General features: G+C 66.2%; 14 protein-coding genes. 6 read left to right on the forward strand and 8 right to left on the reverse strand.

What is annotated here, in order from left to right:
• The gene (locus OHA25_RS54020; RefSeq protein WP_327584613.1) at positions 1 to 435 is read left to right on the forward strand and encodes a hypothetical protein; all 435 of its coding nucleotides are present in this window, start codon (positions 1 to 3) and stop codon (positions 433 to 435) included.
• 1,067 nt (positions 436 to 1,502) lie between these two features.
• Here OHA25_RS54020 and OHA25_RS54025 read toward each other — a convergent pair.
• A complete protein-coding gene (locus OHA25_RS54025) occupies positions 1,503 to 1,829 on the reverse strand; it encodes a TetR/AcrR family transcriptional regulator C-terminal domain-containing protein (protein WP_327584614.1) in 327 nt (108 codons plus the stop codon).
• Between OHA25_RS54025 and OHA25_RS54030 the strand changes: the two genes are divergently transcribed.
• The 3 genes from OHA25_RS54030 to OHA25_RS61720 all read left to right on the forward strand — a co-directional run bounded on the left by OHA25_RS54030 (position 1,824) and on the right by OHA25_RS61720 (position 6,030).
• Positions 1,824 to 3,191, forward strand: a complete 1,368-nt coding sequence (locus tag OHA25_RS54030) for an integrase core domain-containing protein (protein WP_327584615.1) — start codon at positions 1,824 to 1,826, stop codon at positions 3,189 to 3,191. The genes OHA25_RS54025 and OHA25_RS54030 overlap by 6 nt on opposite strands.
• A gap of 214 nt (positions 3,192 to 3,405) precedes the next feature.
• Positions 3,406 to 5,385 (forward strand): RHS repeat domain-containing protein, encoded by a 1,980-nt coding sequence (locus tag OHA25_RS54035; RefSeq protein ID WP_327584616.1) that lies wholly within the window; start codon positions 3,406 to 3,408, stop codon positions 5,383 to 5,385.
• Between the two features lie 201 nt (positions 5,386 to 5,586).
• Entirely contained in the window at positions 5,587 to 6,030 is a 444-nt protein-coding gene (locus tag OHA25_RS61720; RefSeq protein WP_442942002.1) for an SMI1/KNR4 family protein, read from the forward strand.
• 1,435 nt (positions 6,031 to 7,465) lie between these two features.
• On the opposite strand, the gene OHA25_RS54040 is transcribed toward OHA25_RS61720, so the two are convergent.
• Positions 7,466 to 8,128: a class I SAM-dependent methyltransferase gene (locus OHA25_RS54040; RefSeq protein ID WP_327584617.1), complete on the reverse strand. Its 663-nt coding sequence runs from the start codon at positions 8,126 to 8,128 to the stop codon at positions 7,466 to 7,468.
• A gap of 183 nt (positions 8,129 to 8,311) precedes the next feature.
• The gene (gene hisD / locus OHA25_RS54045; protein WP_327584618.1) at positions 8,312 to 9,661 is read right to left on the reverse strand and encodes a histidinol dehydrogenase; all 1,350 of its coding nucleotides are present in this window, start codon (positions 9,659 to 9,661) and stop codon (positions 8,312 to 8,314) included.
• Between the two features lie 101 nt (positions 9,662 to 9,762).
• On the opposite strand from hisD, the gene OHA25_RS54050 reads away from it, so the two are divergent.
• On the forward strand, positions 9,763 to 10,380 hold the full coding sequence (locus tag OHA25_RS54050; RefSeq protein WP_327584619.1) for a TetR/AcrR family transcriptional regulator: 618 nt from the start codon (positions 9,763 to 9,765) through the stop codon (positions 10,378 to 10,380).
• A 15-nt stretch (positions 10,381 to 10,395) separates the two neighbouring features.
• Here the strand turns inward: OHA25_RS54050 and OHA25_RS54055 are convergent, their stop codons facing one another.
• The 5 genes from OHA25_RS54055 to OHA25_RS54075 are packed head-to-tail and all read right to left on the reverse strand — an operon-like array spanning position 10,396 to position 18,420.
• Positions 10,396 to 11,727 carry a UDP-glucose dehydrogenase family protein gene (locus tag OHA25_RS54055; protein WP_327584620.1) on the reverse strand — a complete coding sequence of 444 codons (1,332 nt, stop codon included), beginning with the start codon at positions 11,725 to 11,727 and terminating at the stop codon, positions 10,396 to 10,398.
• A 39-nt stretch (positions 11,728 to 11,766) separates the two neighbouring features.
• Complete coding sequence (locus OHA25_RS54060) at positions 11,767 to 12,945, reverse strand: right-handed parallel beta-helix repeat-containing protein (protein WP_327584621.1); 1,179 nt, start codon at positions 12,943 to 12,945, stop codon at positions 11,767 to 11,769.
• A gap of 3 nt (positions 12,946 to 12,948) precedes the next feature.
• A complete protein-coding gene (locus tag OHA25_RS54065; RefSeq protein WP_327584622.1) occupies positions 12,949 to 14,862 on the reverse strand; it encodes a right-handed parallel beta-helix repeat-containing protein in 1,914 nt (637 codons plus the stop codon).
• Positions 14,859 to 17,159 carry a right-handed parallel beta-helix repeat-containing protein gene (locus tag OHA25_RS54070; protein ID WP_327584623.1) on the reverse strand — a complete coding sequence of 767 codons (2,301 nt, stop codon included), beginning with the start codon at positions 17,157 to 17,159 and terminating at the stop codon, positions 14,859 to 14,861. Before OHA25_RS54070 ends, OHA25_RS54065 begins: the two co-directional genes overlap by 4 nt.
• A gap of 1 nt (position 17,160) precedes the next feature.
• Positions 17,161 to 18,420 carry a glycosyltransferase family 2 protein gene (locus OHA25_RS54075; RefSeq protein WP_327584624.1) on the reverse strand — a complete coding sequence of 420 codons (1,260 nt, stop codon included), beginning with the start codon at positions 18,418 to 18,420 and terminating at the stop codon, positions 17,161 to 17,163.
• Between the two features lie 230 nt (positions 18,421 to 18,650).
• On the opposite strand from OHA25_RS54075, the gene OHA25_RS54080 reads away from it, so the two are divergent.
• Complete coding sequence (locus OHA25_RS54080; RefSeq protein WP_327584625.1) at positions 18,651 to 19,709, forward strand: LLM class flavin-dependent oxidoreductase; 1,059 nt, start codon at positions 18,651 to 18,653, stop codon at positions 19,707 to 19,709.
• The last annotated feature ends 1 nt before the right edge of the window (position 19,710 follow it).

Raw genomic sequence — 19,710 nt, forward strand, 5'->3', positions numbered from 1 at the left:
GTGGCAAGTCACGAATACTCTGCCGACGACATACAAATCGTCGATGCAATAGATTCCGTTCGGGCACGACCGGCTATGTATTTCAAGGGAGGCGTATACGACCCAATAGAGATCGCCACATGGATCGCGGGAGAAGCGCTTATGCTCGGCGCACAATCGGTGCGAATAGAATTCAAAGAGGGATGGTTTCTCATCATAGCCGACCATGACTGGCTCGCAGGTCGAGAATCCCAAGCTTTCACGACGCTGGCACACATTCCCGAGGTTGGCCAAAATAGCCGTTACGGCGAAATCCTAGCAGTAGCATTTTGCCGGAACGTCGCGACTTCAACCCCTCATGGGATAAGATCAATAAAGGGTGAGGACATCGGTCCTCTAGCATCCTTCGCCGCCTCGCAGGAAAGGATCGTGGCCTTCGACGCCGCTCCGGAATAGCGATGCTTATCGTCCTGCGGCAGATCCATAGCCAGCGCGCTGTTGAGCATGCTACGGGTCGCCCGGGGGGATCTCACCCCCGGGCTGCTCCCGATCAAAGCCGCTCGCCGCGGCACGCTCCGGCAACTGCACTTGACCTTCGACCTGATCCGGGTTCTTCACCATGACCATGTCCGAGGCGGGGCCTGCCCGCCTCGGCTACATCAAGAAGCGGTACGGCACGCCGTGTCGCGCGTGGGGGCATTTCCAATCCCACCGTTGGTACTGGGCCAAACCTCAGACTTGCCTGAATCTTGTGGCAAGAGCAGGCCATGGGCTCGACGGGCGGGGCAATCCCGTCCCAGCGAGCCGGCCGTTTATCCGCAACGATCACACAAACACCTGTCCTTCGCGTGTCGCGATGTGTGACCCACGGTGACGGCGCGTAATAGGAATCGTGCTAGAGGACACGTCGCGGAGCCCTCCGGGCCGCCCAGCAGGATTGGGCGGAGCAGGATCCCGGGGGGCCGGGCGGACCCGCCACGTCCGAGCCACGGACGCGGACGAGCAGGGCGCACGGAACGTCGGTGCGCCTGTCCGCACGCGACCCGACAGCAAGGATCGTCTTGGACAGCCCCGCGCATTCAGCGGCACACTGATCTTCGTCACCGTATTCACCGCCTTCGGCGTCACGACAACCGCTTGGGCGGAGTCGGCGCCATCGGTCCGGATCGGGACCTGGACGACGTCAACGGAACCCGATATCCCGGCTATCCGGCCCGAGAGCAGGAACAAGAGGATCGCTCTGGACCACGTCGTCCAGCGATCGTGGAACCTTCAGGAGTTCCGCTGCCTGGACAACCTCTGGACCAGGGAGAGCAACTGGAACCACCGCGCACGCAACCGCTCATCGGGCGCGTACGGAATCCCGCAGGCGCTGCCAGCGGGGAAGATGAGCGGCGCCGGCCACGATTGGAGGCACAACCCCGAGACACAGATCCGGTGGGGCCTGGCCTACATCAAGGGCAGGTACGGCAAGCCGTGCGGCGCCTGGGGCCACTTCAGATCACACAACTGGTACTGAGCACTCACCGGCTGCGCGCTGAGTGCGCCACCATCGCCTGGATCAGCAGCTCGAGCCCGAACTCGAACTCTGCCTCGTGGTCGCACTCGTCCAGCAGCGGCGCCAGCGAACTGACCTCGGGGAACAGAGCGGCATCGACACTGTCGGCCTTGATCGTCCTGGTGTGGACGGGAGCGAACGTCGGCGTCACCCCGACCTCGCGCAGCAGCGAGCCCACGATGTAGGCGATGAACATCCGCAAGGTCCTGACCGCGTCCGCCCCGCCGAACCCGGCGCTGCGCAACGTGGCGAGCGCCCGCTCGACGGGCAGCGGCGGGAAGCGCCGATGCACTTATGGCAGTTGGACCTGGTCGGCGGTATCTACCTGGCCGACGGCCGCGAGTGCAAGATGCTCACCGGCATCGACGACCACTCCCGGTTCGTGGTCATCGCGACCGTGCTGGCTGTGCCGTCCGGACGCGCGGTGGCTGAGGCGTTCGTCGAGGCGATGCGGACCTACGGAGTGCCGGCCGAGGTGCTCACCGACAATGGCAAGCAGTTCACCGGCCGCTTCACCAAGCCACGACCCGCCGAGGTGCTCTTTGAACGGGTCTGCCAGGAGAACGGCTTCACCGCCAAGCTGACCAAGCCCTACTCGCCGACCACCACGGGGAAGATCGAGCGGTGGCACAAGACCTTGCGCCGCGAACTGCTGGATCCCTCCGGGCCCTTCGCTGACCTGCCCGCAGCCCAGGCCGCGATCATCGCATGGGTTCATGCCTATAACCACCAGCGTCCCCACCAGGCCCTCGATATGGCCACCCCGGCGAGCTTGTTCCGGCCAGGCACCCCACCCGAGCCGCTCACGGTCACCCCGCAACCACGCTTAGAAACCCCGGACACCCTGGAGGCCCAGCCAGCCCAGGACCTTCCTGCCCGTGCACAGCTGCTGACCTCAAGCGCGGGCGCCGTGGAGTTCAGCACCGTCATCGCCGCCAGCGGCCAGCTCAACGTCCTGCCCCGGGTCCAGCGCATCCGGCTGGGCGAGGCCTTCGCCGGACGGCAGGCGCACGTGTGGGCCGACGAACACAACGTGCACGTCCTCATCGACGGCGAGCTCGTCAAGACGGTGCCCTCCAACCTGGACGCCGACGACCTGCACGAGCTCACCTTGCGGGGAGCCCACCCCGCCGGACCGCCACCGGCCGTCACCGCCGTCCAGCAGCTCGACGACCTGCCCGCCGGGGCTGTGATCGAGCTCGACCGCCGCCTGGACGGCGAGGGCAACGCCACCCTGCGCGGACGCCGTGTCAAGATCGGCGCCGAGCTGGCCGGCAAGTACGTCACCCTTCGGTTCGACGGGCATCTGCTGCACGTCGTCCACGACGGCGTCCTGGCCAAGACGCTGCCCTCGCCGGTCCTCAGCGAGGAGCGGACGCGCTTGCAGGGCGCTCGCATCGCCGACACCCAGCTGCCACCGCCAGCTCCCGGCCCGATCAGCGTGGAACGCAAGGTGCCGCGCGACGGCGTGGTCATGGTCACCCGACAGCGGCTCCGGGTTGGCCGGACCTACGCCGGGAAGATCGTCACCATCTTCGTCGAAGACACCCACTTCCGGGTAACGCTCGACGGCGCCGAACTGTCGCTGCATCCCCGCAAGGAGCAACGGCCCGTCAGCAGGTGGAAGGCCAAGATCCACACGCCGAAGCTCTGACCCGTCACCATTTTCCCCGGCTCCGTCGGCTGCTCGATCTTGCACGGGTGCGGGCGGGTCAAGGATCGGCCGCAGGCCGACCGCGCAGCGGCGCGACAGCGTCCTTGACACGCCCGTGGCCGTGCGACCCAATCGAGCGGCGGAGGCGGGGACGGCCGTCCAACATGTCCTGCGACTGTCAACCAGAAGGTGAGGCAGAAGTGTCAAGCAACTCTTGAGACCTCACACCACAGTCGTCAACAAGAAATCGGCCACCGACACCGCGCCGAAGACGACCCGCTACAGCTACACCTCACGCGGCGAGCGCTTTAGCGAGACGAAGGCCAACGGCAACACCGTCACCTACGACTACTTCCTGTCCGGCGTTCTCCGCCACAGCCTGGAGAAGAAGCCCAACGCCACCGTCGTCTCCGAGCACACCATCGGTTACCAGGGCAACCTGCACCGCTCAAGCGACCACGCCAAGATCCAGAACGCCGACAACCCCGGCGCCTACCTCGACCACACCTACGCCTACACCTACGACCCCCGCGACCGCATCGCCAAAACCGTCAAAACCCCCACCAGCGGCGGCACGGCCGAGACCGAAACCTACTCCCACGACGCCAACAGCAACGTCTGGGAAGAAGAGGTCCTCGGCAAGAAGACCACCTTCACCTACGACCGCAACCGCCTGATGACCTCCGTCACCAACGGAGCCACCAGCACCTACACCTACGACCCCTACGGCCGCCTGCGCACCATCCAGGGCGGCGGCAAGACGCTCGAGAAGTACACCCACGACGGCTTCGACCACGTCACCAAGCACGAAAAACTCGGCGGCGACGGCGTCACCTCCACGGTGACCAGCTACACCTACGACCCGCTCGACCGGACCACGTCGAAGACTGAAAAGGAAGGCACCGCCAACGCCAAGACCACCACCTACTCCTACCTCGGCCTCTCGGCGGAGGTGCTCGACGAGGAGGTGGCCGGCAAACTCACCAAGTCCTTCCAATACAGCCCATGGGGCGAGCGCCTGTCGCAGGTCAAGGTCAACGCCGACAGCACCGAGGAATCGTCGTACTACGGCTACAACCCCCACGCCGACGTCGAACAGATCACCAGCGAGACCGGTGACACCCGCGCCACCTACGGCTACACCGCCTACGGCAAGAACGACGACAAACTCTTCACCGGCGTCGACAAACCGGACCCCGTCGACCCCACCGCCAAAGAGGAGTACAACCCCTACCGCTTCAACGCCAAACGCTGGGACAACTCCACCGGCATGTACGACATGGGGTTCCGCGACTACAACCCCGGCCTCAACCGCTTCCTCAACCTCGACACCTACAACGGCGCCCTCAGCGACCTGAGCCTGGGTCTCGACCCCTGGACCGCCAACCGCTACGCCTTTACTGGCGGCAACCCTATTAGCAATGTCGAGCTCGACGGCCACGAACCGCGTCCCTGGCACAATCCCAAGTTCGAGCCAGAAAAGTTCGACTACGCAAGGTATCACGCATGCGAGAAGAGCCCCGGAAGCTGCGGAAATACGGGAACTCAGCCGAAAGCTAGCTCTCAGCCAGAAGGGGACAACTGGTGGTCGGGCTGGATGACCGGCCTCTTTTATACAACATACCCGTTCTCGGGCTTCGTTAACGATCCTTGCGGTCGAGACGTCACTCAATGTGATGCGAAATACGAGGCGGACAGGACCACCGCGTCCTACAGAGAAGGTCTGTCTTGGTGGGACTGGGCATCGCTTTCATGCGATGAAGGCATGTCGTGCGGGGTAGCGTTCCCAACATTCAACTTTAGGTTCAGGGACAAGTCCTGCGCACTCTGCCAGCCCTCTCTCGGGACATCGGTTCCGACGCGAGGACCAGCTCGAGTCGGAACCTCTACAAGCGATGACTATCGGAGCACTTTCTTCAAGGCCACGGGCCTGAAGGAGGATGATTACGTCGTTCACCACGCAATCGAGCAGCAGATCCTAGACAGATATCCCGGACTATTCACCAAGAGCGAGATTCATTCGCTCGAGAATCTCAGGGGCAGCGTGAATTCAGAAGTTCACCTAAGCATGATCCGAAAGCTCTGGAACAATTTCTATGACACGAACAGCAACCCGACAAGACAGCAGGTGCTAAACTACGCAACCAAGATCGACGACATGCTCGGTCATTGGTTCGCACCACGGGTCCGCTGATCCGCTTCAGGGTGCAACCAAGTTGCGCTCGGGTCCCCGCCATAGGGTATTCAAGCACCCTGAGGGCGGGGACCCTGCTTCACATTTAGTGTCGCCAATGCGGAGCCAGAAAACGCCCAAACCTCGAGGCGGAAGCACGCCCGGATCATGTAAGATACCAACAAGAGTGTCGTCGAGATCGTAGACGTTTGGGGCAGCAATATGTGGCGCGAACTAGTCAGCGATATTCTTCCAGAAGCCCGGTTCGCGCCGGCGGTCACGCCTGAGTCCATAGAGAGAGCACAAGAAGCACTTGGCTCCGCCCTCCCAGCCGACCTTATCGCCTTGCTGGAGGAGACTAATGGAATACGTGGACGCTACGGAATGCGTCCCATCTGGACGATAGAGGACATACTGACCGTTAATATCGATTTTAGAATGCGGCCCGACTTCGACGAACTGTATATGCCCTTTGATCCACTTCTATTTTTCGGCGACAACGGATCCGGAGACCAGTTCGCATTTATCTGCAAGCCGAAGCGGCCTGACGTATTTGTGTGGGATCACGAGACGGACGGCAGATGGTGGGTCGCCAATAATCTCGAGGACTATCTGGTCCGGTACCTTAGAGCGGGAGGAAGCGACGATTGGTACAAGAGGCGCTAAGCGCAAACTCACGATCCTATTCATGAGGGAGCAAAGACGCATCCAAGCTTGATAGAAGGTGTTATCAGGGAAAGGACCACCGTGTTCGATTCGGATGGAGGCGGCAGCCTTTTGCTCTGAACGGTGCCGCTGATCGGGTCTACCGCCTCACCGGTGTTCCTGGGTCGACTCCACCTACGAAGTGGAGGAGTGCGGACTGCAGATCATCTCGGCTAGCTTTGAGGTTTTCTGGAGTATTTGAAGGGCGAGCTGACTCAGCCTGAATCCACAGCGTGATTCCGCCTGATCATTTTCCGGCCCAATTCCTCCACGAGGACCGGTTCCGCAGGTGGAGGCACTGTTTTCGGGTGTCAAGTGTAGTAATGATGGCTCACGCAACCGGAGGTCCGTTCGCGGAAGCTTGAATTCCGTGATCCGACTGCAATATGAGATGGGTTGAACCTGGCGAGGACTTATAATACTGCTACGCTCAATTAGCGGTCATGATCCGACGGGAACACGCAGTTGTCGCCGCACCTCGCACTTGACGGGGGTGCGGCGACAGGTGCATTCGCCATTAACCAGAAATGGTTATCTGATGCGATGAAGGAGCGGGCCTGGCCAGGAATAACGGATGACCAAATCGAATACGTCATTCCGAAAGAACTCTTCCATGAATTCAACCGATTCCCCCGAACGCCCTGGACTCCAGGAGCGCCATAGTGACTGATTCAGTGCCACTGAGATATTCGATCGTGGACTGTGTGGTAGTTGGTCACCAGCCCTACGGCCTGATTGTCCAATCAGGTACGGGGGTCCGGGGGTTCATTGACCGCATGGATATATCCGATATTCCTGCGGCAGAAGATGAGTGGCCTGCGTTGGGAACACAAGTTCACGGAGTCGTACTCGGACATGCTCGAGACGGCCGCCTGCGGCTGAGTGCGCGCAGAATGGACAAAGAACTCCTCGAGACGCTCGCCGATCCTGTACGTGTACTACGAGAGTGGGAGGCGGTAAAACAGGCAAGTTCCTCTGACGTCACGATTACGGAAGGGTTATACAAGTCATCCGATGGGCGTGCCGTATTGCGATGGGCGCTCAAGCATCCATCGCATTCGGCGGAGCACATGGCGGCCTTGGATATACTCGCAACAGCACCCATGGATATCCTGCGCGATGTGTTGGGCAATCCTCCAACGGAGCACTCGCGATAGCGATAGGCATTTGCCCGTGAGGCCAGGCTCTCGGACTATCTCACAGGTCCGAGAGCCAGCTTCAGTGAGCGCTTTCCGTGCGCCCAGCAGAACGGAGGTGTGGGTTTCCCCTCGTATCGTTGAGGCATCGCCTTAAGAGGAGGGGCGATGGCAGAGACACGACGGAGGTTCGATCCGGATTTCCGGGACGGTGCGGTCCGGATCGTGGAGGAGACCGGCAAGTCGGCGGAGTCTCGCGGTCAACTGGTGCGCGGTCGACCACGGGCGGCGTCCGGATGGTTGACGGCGAGAACGCAGACAACGGGAGGGTCGAGATCGAGGATCTCGGTTCTCGTCTCTGCGAAGCCGGCGTCCTGGAGCAGGTCGGTGATGGTGCGGGCGGCCTCGAGTGAGGTGCTCCTTGTGGCTCCTGGGCAGCGAGGTTGGGAGGCGATGGCGATGCGTCCGCCGGGGCTGAGTCGCCGGCGCAGCTCGTCGAGCCGCTCAACCGGCGCCGTCCAGAACCCGAGGGAGTTGACGGCCAGGACGGCGTCGAAGGGCCCGTCGAGGGCGGGCGGCAGTTGATCGACCGTGCCCAGGATGAGCGTGACGCGCCCGGCCTGAATGGCTGCGGCGTTGCGCTTGGTCGCCTGCCGGAGCATCACGTCGGAGTGGTCGATGCCGTAGACATGCCCCAAGGGACCGACTCGGCGGCCCAGCTCGGCGATGGCAAGGCCGGGGCCGAAGCCGATCTCCAGGACCCGGTCGGTGGGCTGTACATCGAGCAGAGCGGCGACCCAGCTGTTGCGCCGGCGGTTGGAGGCGCGATGTGCCATCACCCAGCCGGCCACGTTCCCGGCCGCGCCCCGGGGGTGATGGAACTGGCGGACTATGGCCGCGAGGATGGACCGCTTCACACTCATGGCCCGCTCACCTCGGCGCTCCGGGCTTGTGGGGCATGGTTGTCTTCTCGCGTCATCGGGCACGGATGTGGGACGACGGGCCTCCTCGTCGTCCGCCGGGTTTCTGTCTTCACGGCGGACAGTCAACGCCTTCAAGCCGGCTTGAAGTCAACCGCCCCTCTGCCGGCTGTGTTGTCGCGGCCGTTACGAGCTCCGGTTGCGCTCCTCGCGGATGGAGACCGAATGGGCGTGCGCCGGAAAGCCCTCGTGCTCCGCCAACGTGCGGATCGTGGGGGCGAGCCGCCAGAACTCCTCCTCCCCCAGCCTGGCGACCGCTATGCGCGTCAGGTACGTGTGAACGGAGACACCGCTGACCGCTTTCGCGAACCCAGTGGTGGGGAGCGTCGCCGGGGTGCCGATCGCGAAGTTGGAGGCAGCCATCGTGGTCCACTGGCCGAGCAGGACCGTGCCCGCATGCCGTACCAGCGCAAGCCAGGCCTCCGGATCGGCCACGGCGAGCTGGAGGTGCTCGGGTGCGTAGGTGTTGGCGATGTCCATCGCCTCCTGCGGCGACCCGGCGAGCACGATGCCGCCGTTGTGGTGGATCGAGGCCCGCGCGTAGTCACGCCGAGGGGCGGGCAGTGCCGCAATCTGCTTGGCGACCTCCTCGGCGGCCCGTCTCAGCACGCCGAGGTCGGTGCCCACGAGGACTGCGGAGGAGTCGGAGCCGTGCTCGGCCTCGTTGACCAGATCCGCTGCCAGCAGCACAGGATCGGCTTGCGCGTCGCCGACGATCAGCGAGTCTGTCGGGCCGTAACCGACTTCGACCACGCAGCCCAGGCGCTGGACTTCCGTCATGGCGGCGCTCACGGCCGGGCTGCCAGGGCCGACGATCTTCCGGACTGCGGCGATCGTCTCGGTCCCACAGGCGAGGGCGGCGATCCCGGCAGGGCCGTTGCAGCGATAGATCTCCATGATCCCCAAAGCGTCGGCCGCGGCGAGCACAGCAGGATCGACGCGGCCACCGGTGCCAGGAGTCGGTGGTACGACCAGAGCGATGCGCTGCACTCCCGCTACCACCGCGGGCGTCGCCACCATGATCGCCACTGAGGGGAACGATCCCTTGCCCGCCGGCACGTACAGACCGGTGCTTTCCACCGGTTTGACGAGCTCACCAAGCTGGATGCCGCCTATTTCGTCACGCCACTCCGCTCGGGCCAGCGCCGCCTCGTTGAACGCCCGGACCTGCGCGACAGCAACCTTGATCGCCTCGATCGTCCGGGTGGGCAGCGAAGCGACGGCCTGCCGAACCTCCTGCTCGCTCACCCGCAGGCCCACAGGGTCGACGTCGACGCCGTCGAACCGCGCCAGCGCCTCCACCAGCGCCTTGTCGCCTTCGGACCGCACGCGCTCGACCAGCTCAGCGATGGCTCGGGCGAGCTCCCCGCGCGGGCCGAGGCGGTCAGCCACGCCACCCCGGCTGAGCAGCCTGTGGCGCTCGGCATCGTCGGCCTCTCGCCAGTCGATGACGGCGGGGGACGTGATGGAGGTCATGACTGGACTCCCGTCGCTCGGCGCATGTTTGAACGAGTGTGCAAATTAACTCAGCTCGCGTCAATCTTCCACACGCGAACGTCATGCGCCATGATGGCCGTGTGAACGCACGCAGCCGATCGGATCACCGCCGCGCGGAGATGGTCGCGGCCGCCCATGAAACGATCTCCGAGTTCGGCCTCTCTGCGCTCTCCATCAGGGGAATCGCAGCCAAGATCGGCATGTCACCGGGTTCCGTGCTCTACCATTACCCGGACATCGCCGACCTGTTGTACGACGTGCATCGCACGCTGGTCGACCGCTACGCGACCCGCCGCGTGCACACCACGGCGGCCATCCCAGAGCCGCCGCGAAAGATTGTGCATGCGTTCAGATCAGGACTCCCCTCCGGGCCCGACGACGAGGTGTGCAAGGTCCTTTACGAGCTGCATGACCTCGGCTCCCGCCACGACCGCCACGCCGCCCTGATGACGTCCCTGTGGGATCGGGAGAAGCTGCTCTTCGAGTCCATCGTGGTGGCCGGGATCGCCTCCGGCGATTTCCACCCCCGCAGGTCTCCGGGCGAGCTGGCGGCCTCGTTCCTGGCCATGGAGGACGGGCTTGGCCTGCACATCGTCAGCCAAAACGCCTCGCTGTCCGTCCCGATGGCGCTCGATCTGCTCGTCTCGTTCGCCTCGGCGGAGCTGGGCCTGGATCTGCCCCGCCCCGCGCTGCGATGACCGGTCATGGTCGCATCAGGGACGGCCCAGCGCGCGATACTCCCAGCCCGCCGAACGCCAGACGTCCGCGTCGAGCGCGTGACGGCCGTCCACGATCCGGGTGCGCCGGACCACCTGGGCCAGCACCGTGGGGTCGATCTGGCGGAACTCGGCCCACTCGGTGAGCAGAACCACGACGTCCGCGTCCCTGGCCACGTCCATCGCGCTCGTGCCGTACCTGAGTTCCGGATACATGCGGCGGGCGTTGTCCAGCGCGGCCGGGTCGTACACCCGGACGGTGGCGCCCAGCCCGTGCATGGTCCTCGCCACGTCCAGAGCCGGCGCGTCCCTGATGTCGTCGGAATTGGGCTTGAAGGCCGCGCCCAGGCACGCGATGCGCGCGCCGTCGAGACGGCCGCCAAGCAGTTCCCTTACCAGGTCGATGGTCCGGGAACGGCGGCGCCGGTTGATCGCGTCGACCTCGCGGAGGAACGACACGGCCTGTCCGACGCCGATCTCCTCCGCCCGGTGCGCGAAGGCGCGGATGTCCTTGGGCAGGCAGCCGCCGCCGAAGCCCAGACCCGGCTGGAGGAACCGGCCACCGATCCTGTCGTCGTAGGCGAGGGCCTGGGCCAGGTCGCGGACGTCGGCTCCGGTGGCCTCGCAGACCTCCGCCATCGCGTTGATGTAGGAGATCTTGGTGGCCAGGAAGGAGTTGGCGGCCATCTTGACCAGCTCGGCGGTGGCCAGGTCGGTGACCACGGTCGGGGTGCCGAGGTCGAGAATCGGCTGGAACGCCGCGGTCAGCCGCTCGCGTGCCCACTCGGAGGTGACGCCGAAGACCAGCCGGTCGGGACGCAGCGTGTCATCGACCGCGAAGCCTTCCCGCAGGAATTCCGGATTCCAGGCCAGCTCCACCTCCTCCCCGGCGGGGGCCAGCTCACGCAGGAGGCCGAGCAGGTGGGGGGCGGTGCCGACGGGCACGGTGGACTTGCCGGCCACCAGACAGCGGCGGGTCAGGTGCGGAGCCAGGCCGCGCACGGCCGCCTCGACGTAGCTGAGGTCGCAGGCGTCCAGACCGGGCTGCTGCGGGGTGCCCACGCAGATGAAGTGGACGTCCCCGTGCTCGGCCGCCTCCGCGTAGGAGGTGGTGAAGCGGAGCCGGCCTGACTCCAGGGTCTTGGCCAGCAGCTCGGGCAGGCCCGGCTCGAAGAACGGCACCTCTCCCGACCGCAGTTTCTGGATCTTGCGGTTGTCCACGTCGAGGCCGACCACGTCATAGCCCAGTGAGGCCATGCAGATGGCGTGCGTCGCCCCGAGATAGCCGGTTCCGATCACAGTCAGCCGGGGGAGTTCGGCCTGGCTCATATCGGTGTCTTCCTTTCGCGTGTGGCAGGGGTTCCGTGTTCAGGAACAGCCGGCCTTCTTGGTGAGCGGGCCGCCGGTGACCTTGTTGTCGCAGGAGATCGTGTTTCCTCCCGCTGTGTCGTTGACGCCGACGCCGCCCGAGTTGCCGAGGTGCATGACGTTGGCCCGGAACACGTTGCGGGTGCCCCAGCCGTCCACGATCTCGTGGGTCTGGAAGCCGTCGGCGTTGGTGTTACTGCCGGTGTTGCCCTCGATGAGGTAGCCGTTGCCCTTGACGTCGACCCATGAGTCGTTGTGCTTGGAGCCCGCCAGGGTGGAGCCGTCGAAGATGTTGCCGATGATCCGGCCGTCGGAGGTGCCTTCCTTGATGTCGATCGCCTCGGCGGTGGCCCGGATGACGTTGCCGCGCACGATGTTGCGGTCGCTGCGGTCCATCTGCCCTCCGGAGAAGCTGTCCCAGTTGCTCTCGGCGGTCCCGAGGTAGACGCCCTCGCCGAACTTCTCCCGGCGCAGGCCGGTCGCGTAGATCATGCAGAACTGCACGGTGTTGTCGCTGCTGAAGTTGCGCAGGTGAACGGCCTCGTCCCCAATGTGGTGGACGGTCAGGCCCTGGATGATCGTGTTGCTGGTCCGGTCGGCCATGACGCCCTTTTGGCTGTTGCGCACGGTGAAGCCGACGAGCCGCCAGTGGCTGACCTCCTTCAGGTGGAAGGCATAGCCCTTCTTGACGCCGCCGCCGTCGATGATCGCCTCGGGCGGGCCGCAGACGAAGATCGGCTCAGCCTCCGTCCCCGCGGTCGCGGCCACGAACCTGCCCGCGTAGACACCCGGCTCCAGCTTGATCACCGCACCCGGCTCGACACCCTCCAGCGCCCGGGCCAGCTCCGCGGCGTCGCGAACCGTCACCGTGGCCTCGGGACAGTCGATCTTGTCCGCCCCCGTGGGGATCGCGATTGCGGGCGGCTCCTGCGACGGGGTGAACGCCTGGGCCTCCGCCTCTCCGTCGTCCTCCACCTGGGACTGCTCTCCCTCGTCCTCCGGCTGGGACGCACCGCGCGAGTCCGACGTGCCCGTGCTCTTCGGCCGGATGTCCTCGATCGCGGTGCCCGGACCGTCGCCGCCGCCGAACAAGCCGCGGAGCAGCACCACGATCACCACCGTGATCGCCGCTCCGGCCACCATCCCCATCAGTGTCTTCCGGTCGATGTCCAGGCGCATCGCTCAACTCCTCCCAGCCGGGGTCTCGGAGCCGGCGGTGCGCAGAACCCAGGTCGGCCGCTCCTCCAGCACCATCTGCTTCTCGTACGGGTTGACGAGACGTTGGCCGACCCGCGGACCGTCGCCCCGGAGCGCCCGGAGCGCCGCGATCACGATCAGGAGGATGACTCCGAACCAGATCAGGTTCATCGGCTTGGCGATCCGCTTGACCATCGTCCAGAAGCCGGCTGTGTTCTGCCAGCCGACCGTGTTGTTCTGCGTGACGGCCAGTTTTCCCTTGGCCCGTGCGGTGTCGAGCGCGCTACGGCCGGCGCCGCCGAGGGTGTTGCCCGTGATCGCGGTGCCATCGGCCGCGCCGAGCACGGAGACCGCATGCAGCGACGCCGACTGCACCGTGTTGGCCGAAATGGTGGCCTTGGCATCTCGGACATAGATGGCGGTCTGGGTATCCCGCACGATGTTGCCGCTGACCCGGGCCGACAGCACCCCGTCGCGGAGCGCGATGCCCTGGCTGCGCTGGCCCCTGAGGCGGTTGCCGGAGATCTGGACGTCGGTCGCGTCTTTGCTCACCACGATGCCCATCTCCCCGCCGACGACCTCGGTGGTCTGCACGACGGGTTTGACGCCACCCTGAATCTCCACCCCATAGCGGCCGTTGTCCCGTGCCGTGCTGCTGATCAACGAGCTGCCGCCGAAGCTCCGCAGCGACTCGCCGGACGCCGACGGCCCCCGGGCCAGCGGCAGGCCGCTGATGGTGAAACCGTTGCCGATGTTGCGCTCGGCCCGCGATCCGGTGATCGTGACGTTCTGCGTGCCCCGGGACAGCACGAACCCGTCGCCCCTGCTGCCGGTCACGGTGGTGTTCTCGACGGAGGCGTTGCGCGCGAAGCGGTGCAGCAGCACGCCGTGGACCAGGCTTTCGGTGACCGACACGCTGGCGATCCTGGTCTCGTCAGAGGCCGTGATGAAGATCCCGTACGCGTTGCCGGTGATCTTGGTGTCGGTGATCACGCCGGTGACCAGGTTCGCCTCGGGGAGCCGATAGGCGACCTTTCTGGCGCCCGTACCATCCGTGATCTCGATCTCGTCGTCGCCGCCGCGGCTGGGCACGAGCAGCCCGTTCGGCAGCAGCATCCGCTGCCTGCTGGGCTCCGCCGACGCCTGCTCGTCGGGGACGACCTGATCCGCGGTCCGCGTCGGACGGTCGCTGCCGGTCAGCGCCACCCCGCCGGTCGGGCCGCTCCAGAAGCCGAGGTGCTCCACCAGCGCGTGGCTCATCTTCAGCTCCCCGCCGACGGCGCGCAGGTAGGCCCGCCCGTCGGAGACCCTCGTGTCCGCCGTCCTGGCCTGAGCGTCCCAACTGGTGATCCGCACCGGGTTCTGTGCCGAGCCGTTGATCCTGATGCTCGCGCCGAAGCCCACGATCGAGACGAACGCGCCGGGCTCGCTGCGCATCCGGATCACCAGGGGGCCGGTCGCGTTCTGCAGCACCAGTTTCGCGCCCGGACCGAGGAACAGGTTGATGCCGAGCACGTAGGACTCGTCCGACTGCTTCTGGAACTGCTCCTGGCCCAGCCGTTCCAGGTCGGCGATCCGGTACGGCTCGCGACGCTGCGGCAGAACCAGCGTCCGGCCGTTGGCCGAGCTGGAGATGTGCGGCACGCGCGCCTGCGCGGCGGCCGGTCCGCCCCTCGCCAGTGCGGACGACAGCGTCGCGCGGGTCTGCATGATCCGCAGCTCCTCCTGGTCGACCAGCGTCGACTGCTGCTGGGCGTTCGACTGGGACACCTGGTTGACACCCGGGAGCGGGGCGGGGCGATCGGTGAAGGACAGGTACGCCCAGGTGCCGCCGGCGGCCAGACACAGCACCAGCACGACCAGGGACGTACGGCTCTTCCGGCGCCGTGAGCCGCTCATGCCCTGCCTCCTGCCGTGGAGGTGGGAACCACGTGCGCGGGCAGGGACGGCTGACGGTGCCAACCGTTCTGGTCACGCGCCGCGCGGCCTGGCTCGTGCGCGGCGGCGGGGCGCAGTTCCATGACGGGCCGCTGCTCCATCGCCCGCTGGAGGTCGTAGGGATTGTGGATCCCGTTACGGCTTCGCTGCCGTTCTACGGCGGCGCGGGACCGGAGCGCCGACACGATCACCAGGAGGATGACTCCCGCCCAGATCAGGTTCATGGGCTTGACGTAGCGCCTGGCCTTGACCCAGAACGAGGAGGTGTCCCGCCACCGCTCCTCGTCGTTGTTGTGCTTGTTCACCTTGCCGTCGGCCCGCGCGACGCTGATCGCGCTGGTCCCCGCGCCGACGATGGTGTTACGGGTGATCTCGGTGTCGCCGGCGGCGCCGATCACCGTGATGCCATGGGCGTTGGGCTTGGGCAGTGTCGTGATCTGATTGCCGACGATCCTGCCGTTGGAGCCACGCAGGTAAATTCCGGTGAGGGTACCGGTGATCGTGTTGCCCGCCACATGCGCGCCAGTGGCCCCGTCGCGCAGCGCGATCGCCTGGCGGCGCTGGTTCGCCAGTCTGTTGCCGGAGATCTGCACGCCGCTGGCGCCCCCACGCACCACGATGCCCATGTCACCGCCGACGACCTCGCTGGTGTGCACGGCCAGCCGGGTGCCGCCGAGCACCTCGATGCCGTACCTGCCGTTGTCGCGGGCCACGCTGTCGTTGACCGAGCTGTCGCCGTAGACGGCCAGCGACTCGCCACTCGCGGACGGGCCCTGGGCGAGCGCCCGGCCGTTGAGCGTGAAGCCGTTGCGCCCGTTCCGCTCCGCGACGCACCTGGTGATCCGTACTTTCTCGGTCGCCCTCGACAGGACGAATCCGTCGCCGCCGCTGCCGATCACCTTGGTCCCGTCGATGACCGCGTTCTTCGCGAACCGGTGCATGAACACGCCGTGCACCAGGCTGCCGACGATCCGGTTGCCGATGATCCGCGTCTGGTTGGATCCGGAGACGAACAGCCCGTAGGCGGCGCCGGTGATGACACTGTTCTGGATCGATCCAGACACCAGTTCGTCGGCGAGCACGTGAGTGGCGGTGCCGGGCCCGATCGGGCTGGTCTCCACGTCGCCGAAGTTGTTCCCGCCCCGGTCCGTCCCGACGTCGGCGAGGCGTTCCCGCTTGTCGCGGTGGCGCTGTTCCTTGGTCCGGTGGCGATAGACACTGGCCGGCCGCTCGGTGCCGGTGAGCGCGATGCCTCCCGTGCGTCCGCTCCAGAATCCCAGGTGGGAGACGCGGGCGTAGTCCATCTCGAAGTTGCCGCCGACTGCCCGGATGTAGGCGCGGCCGTCGGTCGTGGTCAGGTCGGGTTTCCGGGTCCGCACGTCCCAGCTGGTGATCTGCACCGGCTGCTTGGCCGTGCCCTTGATCTTGATGTCGCCGCCGAAGGCGATGATCGAGCTGAACGAGCCGGGCAGGCTGCCCATCCGCAGCGTCAGCGGCCCCTGCAACTGCAGGGTGGCCCCGTCGGCCACGTAGACGTGGACACCGAGCAGGTAGGAGCCGTCCTTCAGCTTCCGCAGGTACCGGCCGTTCTCGACGGCCGCCAGGTCCTTGACCGTGTACGGCGCACTGGTGCTGCGCGCGGGCAGCACCAGCGTCCTGCCGTGTGCCGAGACGAAGACCTGGGGTCGCTTGCGCTGCGCGGCCGCCACGCCACCGGCCTGCATCAGGGCCGTGAGGGCGGCCCGGACCTGCACGATCCGCTGATCCTCGACGTCGACCAGCAGCGCCTGCGCCTCGGCGTCGACCGCCGACATCACGCCGGCCTTCAGGGTCTCGTCGTCCGCCATGACCGCGTCCTCCAGCGGAGCCGGGTCGGCGTCCGGCACCTCGCTCGTCTCCGGATCCGGGCCGCCGGTCGGGGTGGGCTGGGCCTTCGGGGTCGCGCTCCTCTTCGGGCTCACGCTGGGCTTTGGGGTCGCGCTGGGTTTCGCACTGGCCTTCGGCGTCGCCGTGGGCTTGCGCGTGGGAGTGGCCGTCGAGGTCGGTTCCTCCTTCGGAGACTCGCTCTCCGTCGGGGTCGGATCGTCCAGAAAGGGGTTGCTCTCCGTCGGGCTCGGGTCGCCCCCGGATTCCGGCGCGGTCGTGGGGTCCACCAGAGACGCCGACGCCGCCGACGGGGCGGTCACGGCCGCCAGAGCGGTCCCCGCCCCTAACGCCAGTGCCAGGGCGGCCAGGAGCAGCCGGATGCCCTTCGTCATGTCAGCCCACGCCCTTGAGGGTGGCGGCGGTCTGGCCCGCACCGCCCATCTGGTCGGCGGAGCGGGTCAGCCAGCCCTGCTTGTTCATCGTCACGAACGCCCACAGCTTGATGGGCAGCGCGATCATGATGACCACCAGGGTGAGCAGCGGCAGCAGGAGGATCTCGCCGGGGTGGCGGCGCAGGTGCGACCAGCCGCGGACGCCCCTGCCGAGGAGCACCCAGCCGACGGCCAGCCCGATGCCCTGCGGGGTGAGCTCCAGCCTGCTGAAGAACAGGTAGGCGAGCGTGATCCCCATGGTCACCGGGGTGAGCAGGATCTGCAGCACGGTCACCTTCGTGACCAGAGGGGTCTTCCACAGCCATCCCTTCCACAGCGCGGTCAGGTAGCAGCGGTAGGAGTTGCGGCTCCACCGGACGCGTTGCTTGACGAAGGCGCGGAAGGAGTCAGGGAACATCGAGATGGCACGGGCCGTGGACTGGTGCACGGTCTTGTACCCCGAGGCGAGAACGAGCCAGGTCAGCCGGCCGTCGTCACCGGCGATGCACCGGCGGCCGAGGAAGAACTCGTTTTCCAGATGGTGGACGACCGGCAGGATGGCAGAGCGCCGATAGGCAGAGGTCCGGCCGGACAGGCAGGCCACTCCGCCCCTGCTGCCCATCGCCGGCACGTAGTCGTAGTAGCGGAGGTTGACCAGCCAGTCCGCGATCCGCCGCCAGACGCTGGTGGTGCGCTGGAACACGTTCTGCTGGGTGCCGACCCCGCCCACCATCGGGTCTTCGAAGGGCATCTGCACGGCCTCCAGCAGACCGGGCTGCCACCATGTGTCGGAGTCGGCGAAGACCACCAGCTCACCGCTGGCGGCCCGGATGCCCACTCCCAAGGCGGAGCGCTTACCCGCGTGCTCGTACACCATGACGCGCAACCGGCTGTCGGTCACCTCGCGAAGCCTGGCGTGGCATTCGGTGTCACCGACGTCCACGACGATGATCACTTCGTACGGATCCTGGGACAGCCAGCTGGCCAGGCAGCGCACGAGGATCTCGGGATCCTCCCGGTAGGACGGAACGACCACGGACACACTGGCCCGAAAGCCGTTCACCACCGGCTTGGCCAGCCTGGACAACACGACCCGATAGAGCCACAGTCCCCAGACGAGCAGTCCGGCCAAGCCCAGGGGGATCAGATCTCGCCATGAGCCGTTGGCGGTGGAGCGAACGGCCCATTCGTAGGCGGCGTCGAACCAGTTGGAATCAGACACGGGGAGCCTCCTGGGCGCGCCTGTGTCTGACCCTTAGTGATCATCTCTAACAGGCGGTAATGCGGTTTCTGCAGGGACATCTGATCGGACCGTTCCAATCGTTACGATTTGGGCGAAACTGTCACGTGGGGTGACTGGGGCTGTTGAGGCGACGCCGGACTGGGGCAGTCCCGGGCGGGCGTGATACGCTCCCAAGCGAGCGCTTGGTTTACCGTCAAAGGGGCCGCCGCATGAAGTTCTCGACCTTCCACCTCTTCCACCGTTTCGACGGGCAGAGCTTCAAGGACGTCTACGACTACCACCTGGAGCTCGTCGAGCTGGCCGAGGAGCTGGGGTTCGACGGGGTACGGCTGGCCGAGCACCACTTCCGCGACTACGGCGTCGTCCCGAACCTGTTCACCATGCTGGCCCACGCGGCCGCCCGGACCTCGCGCATCAGGTTGGGCACCGGCATCGTGGTGCTGCCGCTGCACAATCCGATCCATGTCGCCGAGGAAGCGGCACAGGTGGATGTGCTGTCCGGCGGGCGGTTGGATCTGGGGATCGGGCGGGGCTATCAGAGCTTCGAGTTCGAGGGGTTCGGGATCGATCTGGCAGAGGCGCGGGATCGGTTCAACGAGGCGCTGGAGGTCATCGTCGGGCTCTGGACGCAGGAGGCGTACCAGCACGAAGGGAAGTTCTACAAGACCGGCGCCGAGGTTTCGCTCGTCCCGCGGCCCTTGCAGACCCCGCACCCGCCGCTGCACGTGGCGGCCGTCTCCCCCGAGACCGTGACCATGTACGCCGAGCGCGGCCTGCCCATCCTCGCCGACCCCGCGGCCACCTTCCGGAAGGTCGTCAAGGCGGCCGAAACCTGGCGGGAGACGGCGGCGCAGGCGGGGCATCCGGACGGGAGCGACCTGGTGGTGGCGCGCAGCGTCTACGTCGCCCCGACCCTGGAGCAGGCCCGCGAGGACCAGGCGCGGTTCGAGGCGTCGTTCGACCGGTCGCGCATCTTCAACGAGAAGAGCGCGCCCATCGATCCCAAGACCGGCCGGGCCGCCCAGGGCTTCGAGTACTACCAGGACCGCTACCTCAAGGGCGGCGCGGTGTCGGCCGACTTCCGGTGGGAGCAGCTGGAGGTCATCGGGGATCCGGACCGCGTGGTCGAGCAGATCTCGCTGCTCAAAGACGCCGGCTTCACGAACCTCCTGTGCGACTTCGGCAGCACCAGGCCGATGCCGCTGGAGGAGATGAAGCGGGTCATGCGCTTCTTCGCGACCGAAGTCATGCCGGCCTTTGGAGACTGAA

Source organism: Nonomuraea sp. NBC_00507, from assembly GCF_036013525.1.
In the GTDB taxonomy this organism is placed as follows: domain Bacteria; phylum Actinomycetota; class Actinomycetes; order Streptosporangiales; family Streptosporangiaceae; genus Nonomuraea.

Coding starts and splice junctions, on each gene's coding strand:
- OHA25_RS54060 (WP_327584621.1), bottom strand. CDS start 12,945: ATGCGCCTGGACATCGACCGGAAGACACTGATGGGGATGGTGGCCGGA.
- OHA25_RS54065 (WP_327584622.1), bottom strand. CDS start 14,862: ATGAGCGGCTCACGGCGCCGGAAGAGCCGTACGTCCCTGGTCGTGCTG.
- OHA25_RS61720 (WP_442942002.1), top strand. CDS start 5,587: ATGTGGCGCGAACTAGTCAGCGATATTCTTCCAGAAGCCCGGTTCGCG.
- OHA25_RS54055 (WP_327584620.1), bottom strand. CDS start 11,727: ATGAGCCAGGCCGAACTCCCCCGGCTGACTGTGATCGGAACCGGCTAT.
- OHA25_RS54030 (WP_327584615.1), top strand. CDS start 1,824: ATGCACTTATGGCAGTTGGACCTGGTCGGCGGTATCTACCTGGCCGAC.
- OHA25_RS54040 (WP_327584617.1), bottom strand. CDS start 8,128: ATGAGTGTGAAGCGGTCCATCCTCGCGGCCATAGTCCGCCAGTTCCAT.
- OHA25_RS54080 (WP_327584625.1), top strand. CDS start 18,651: ATGAAGTTCTCGACCTTCCACCTCTTCCACCGTTTCGACGGGCAGAGC.
- OHA25_RS54070 (WP_327584623.1), bottom strand. CDS start 17,159: ATGACGAAGGGCATCCGGCTGCTCCTGGCCGCCCTGGCACTGGCGTTA.
- hisD (WP_327584618.1), bottom strand. CDS start 9,661: ATGACCTCCATCACGTCCCCCGCCGTCATCGACTGGCGAGAGGCCGAC.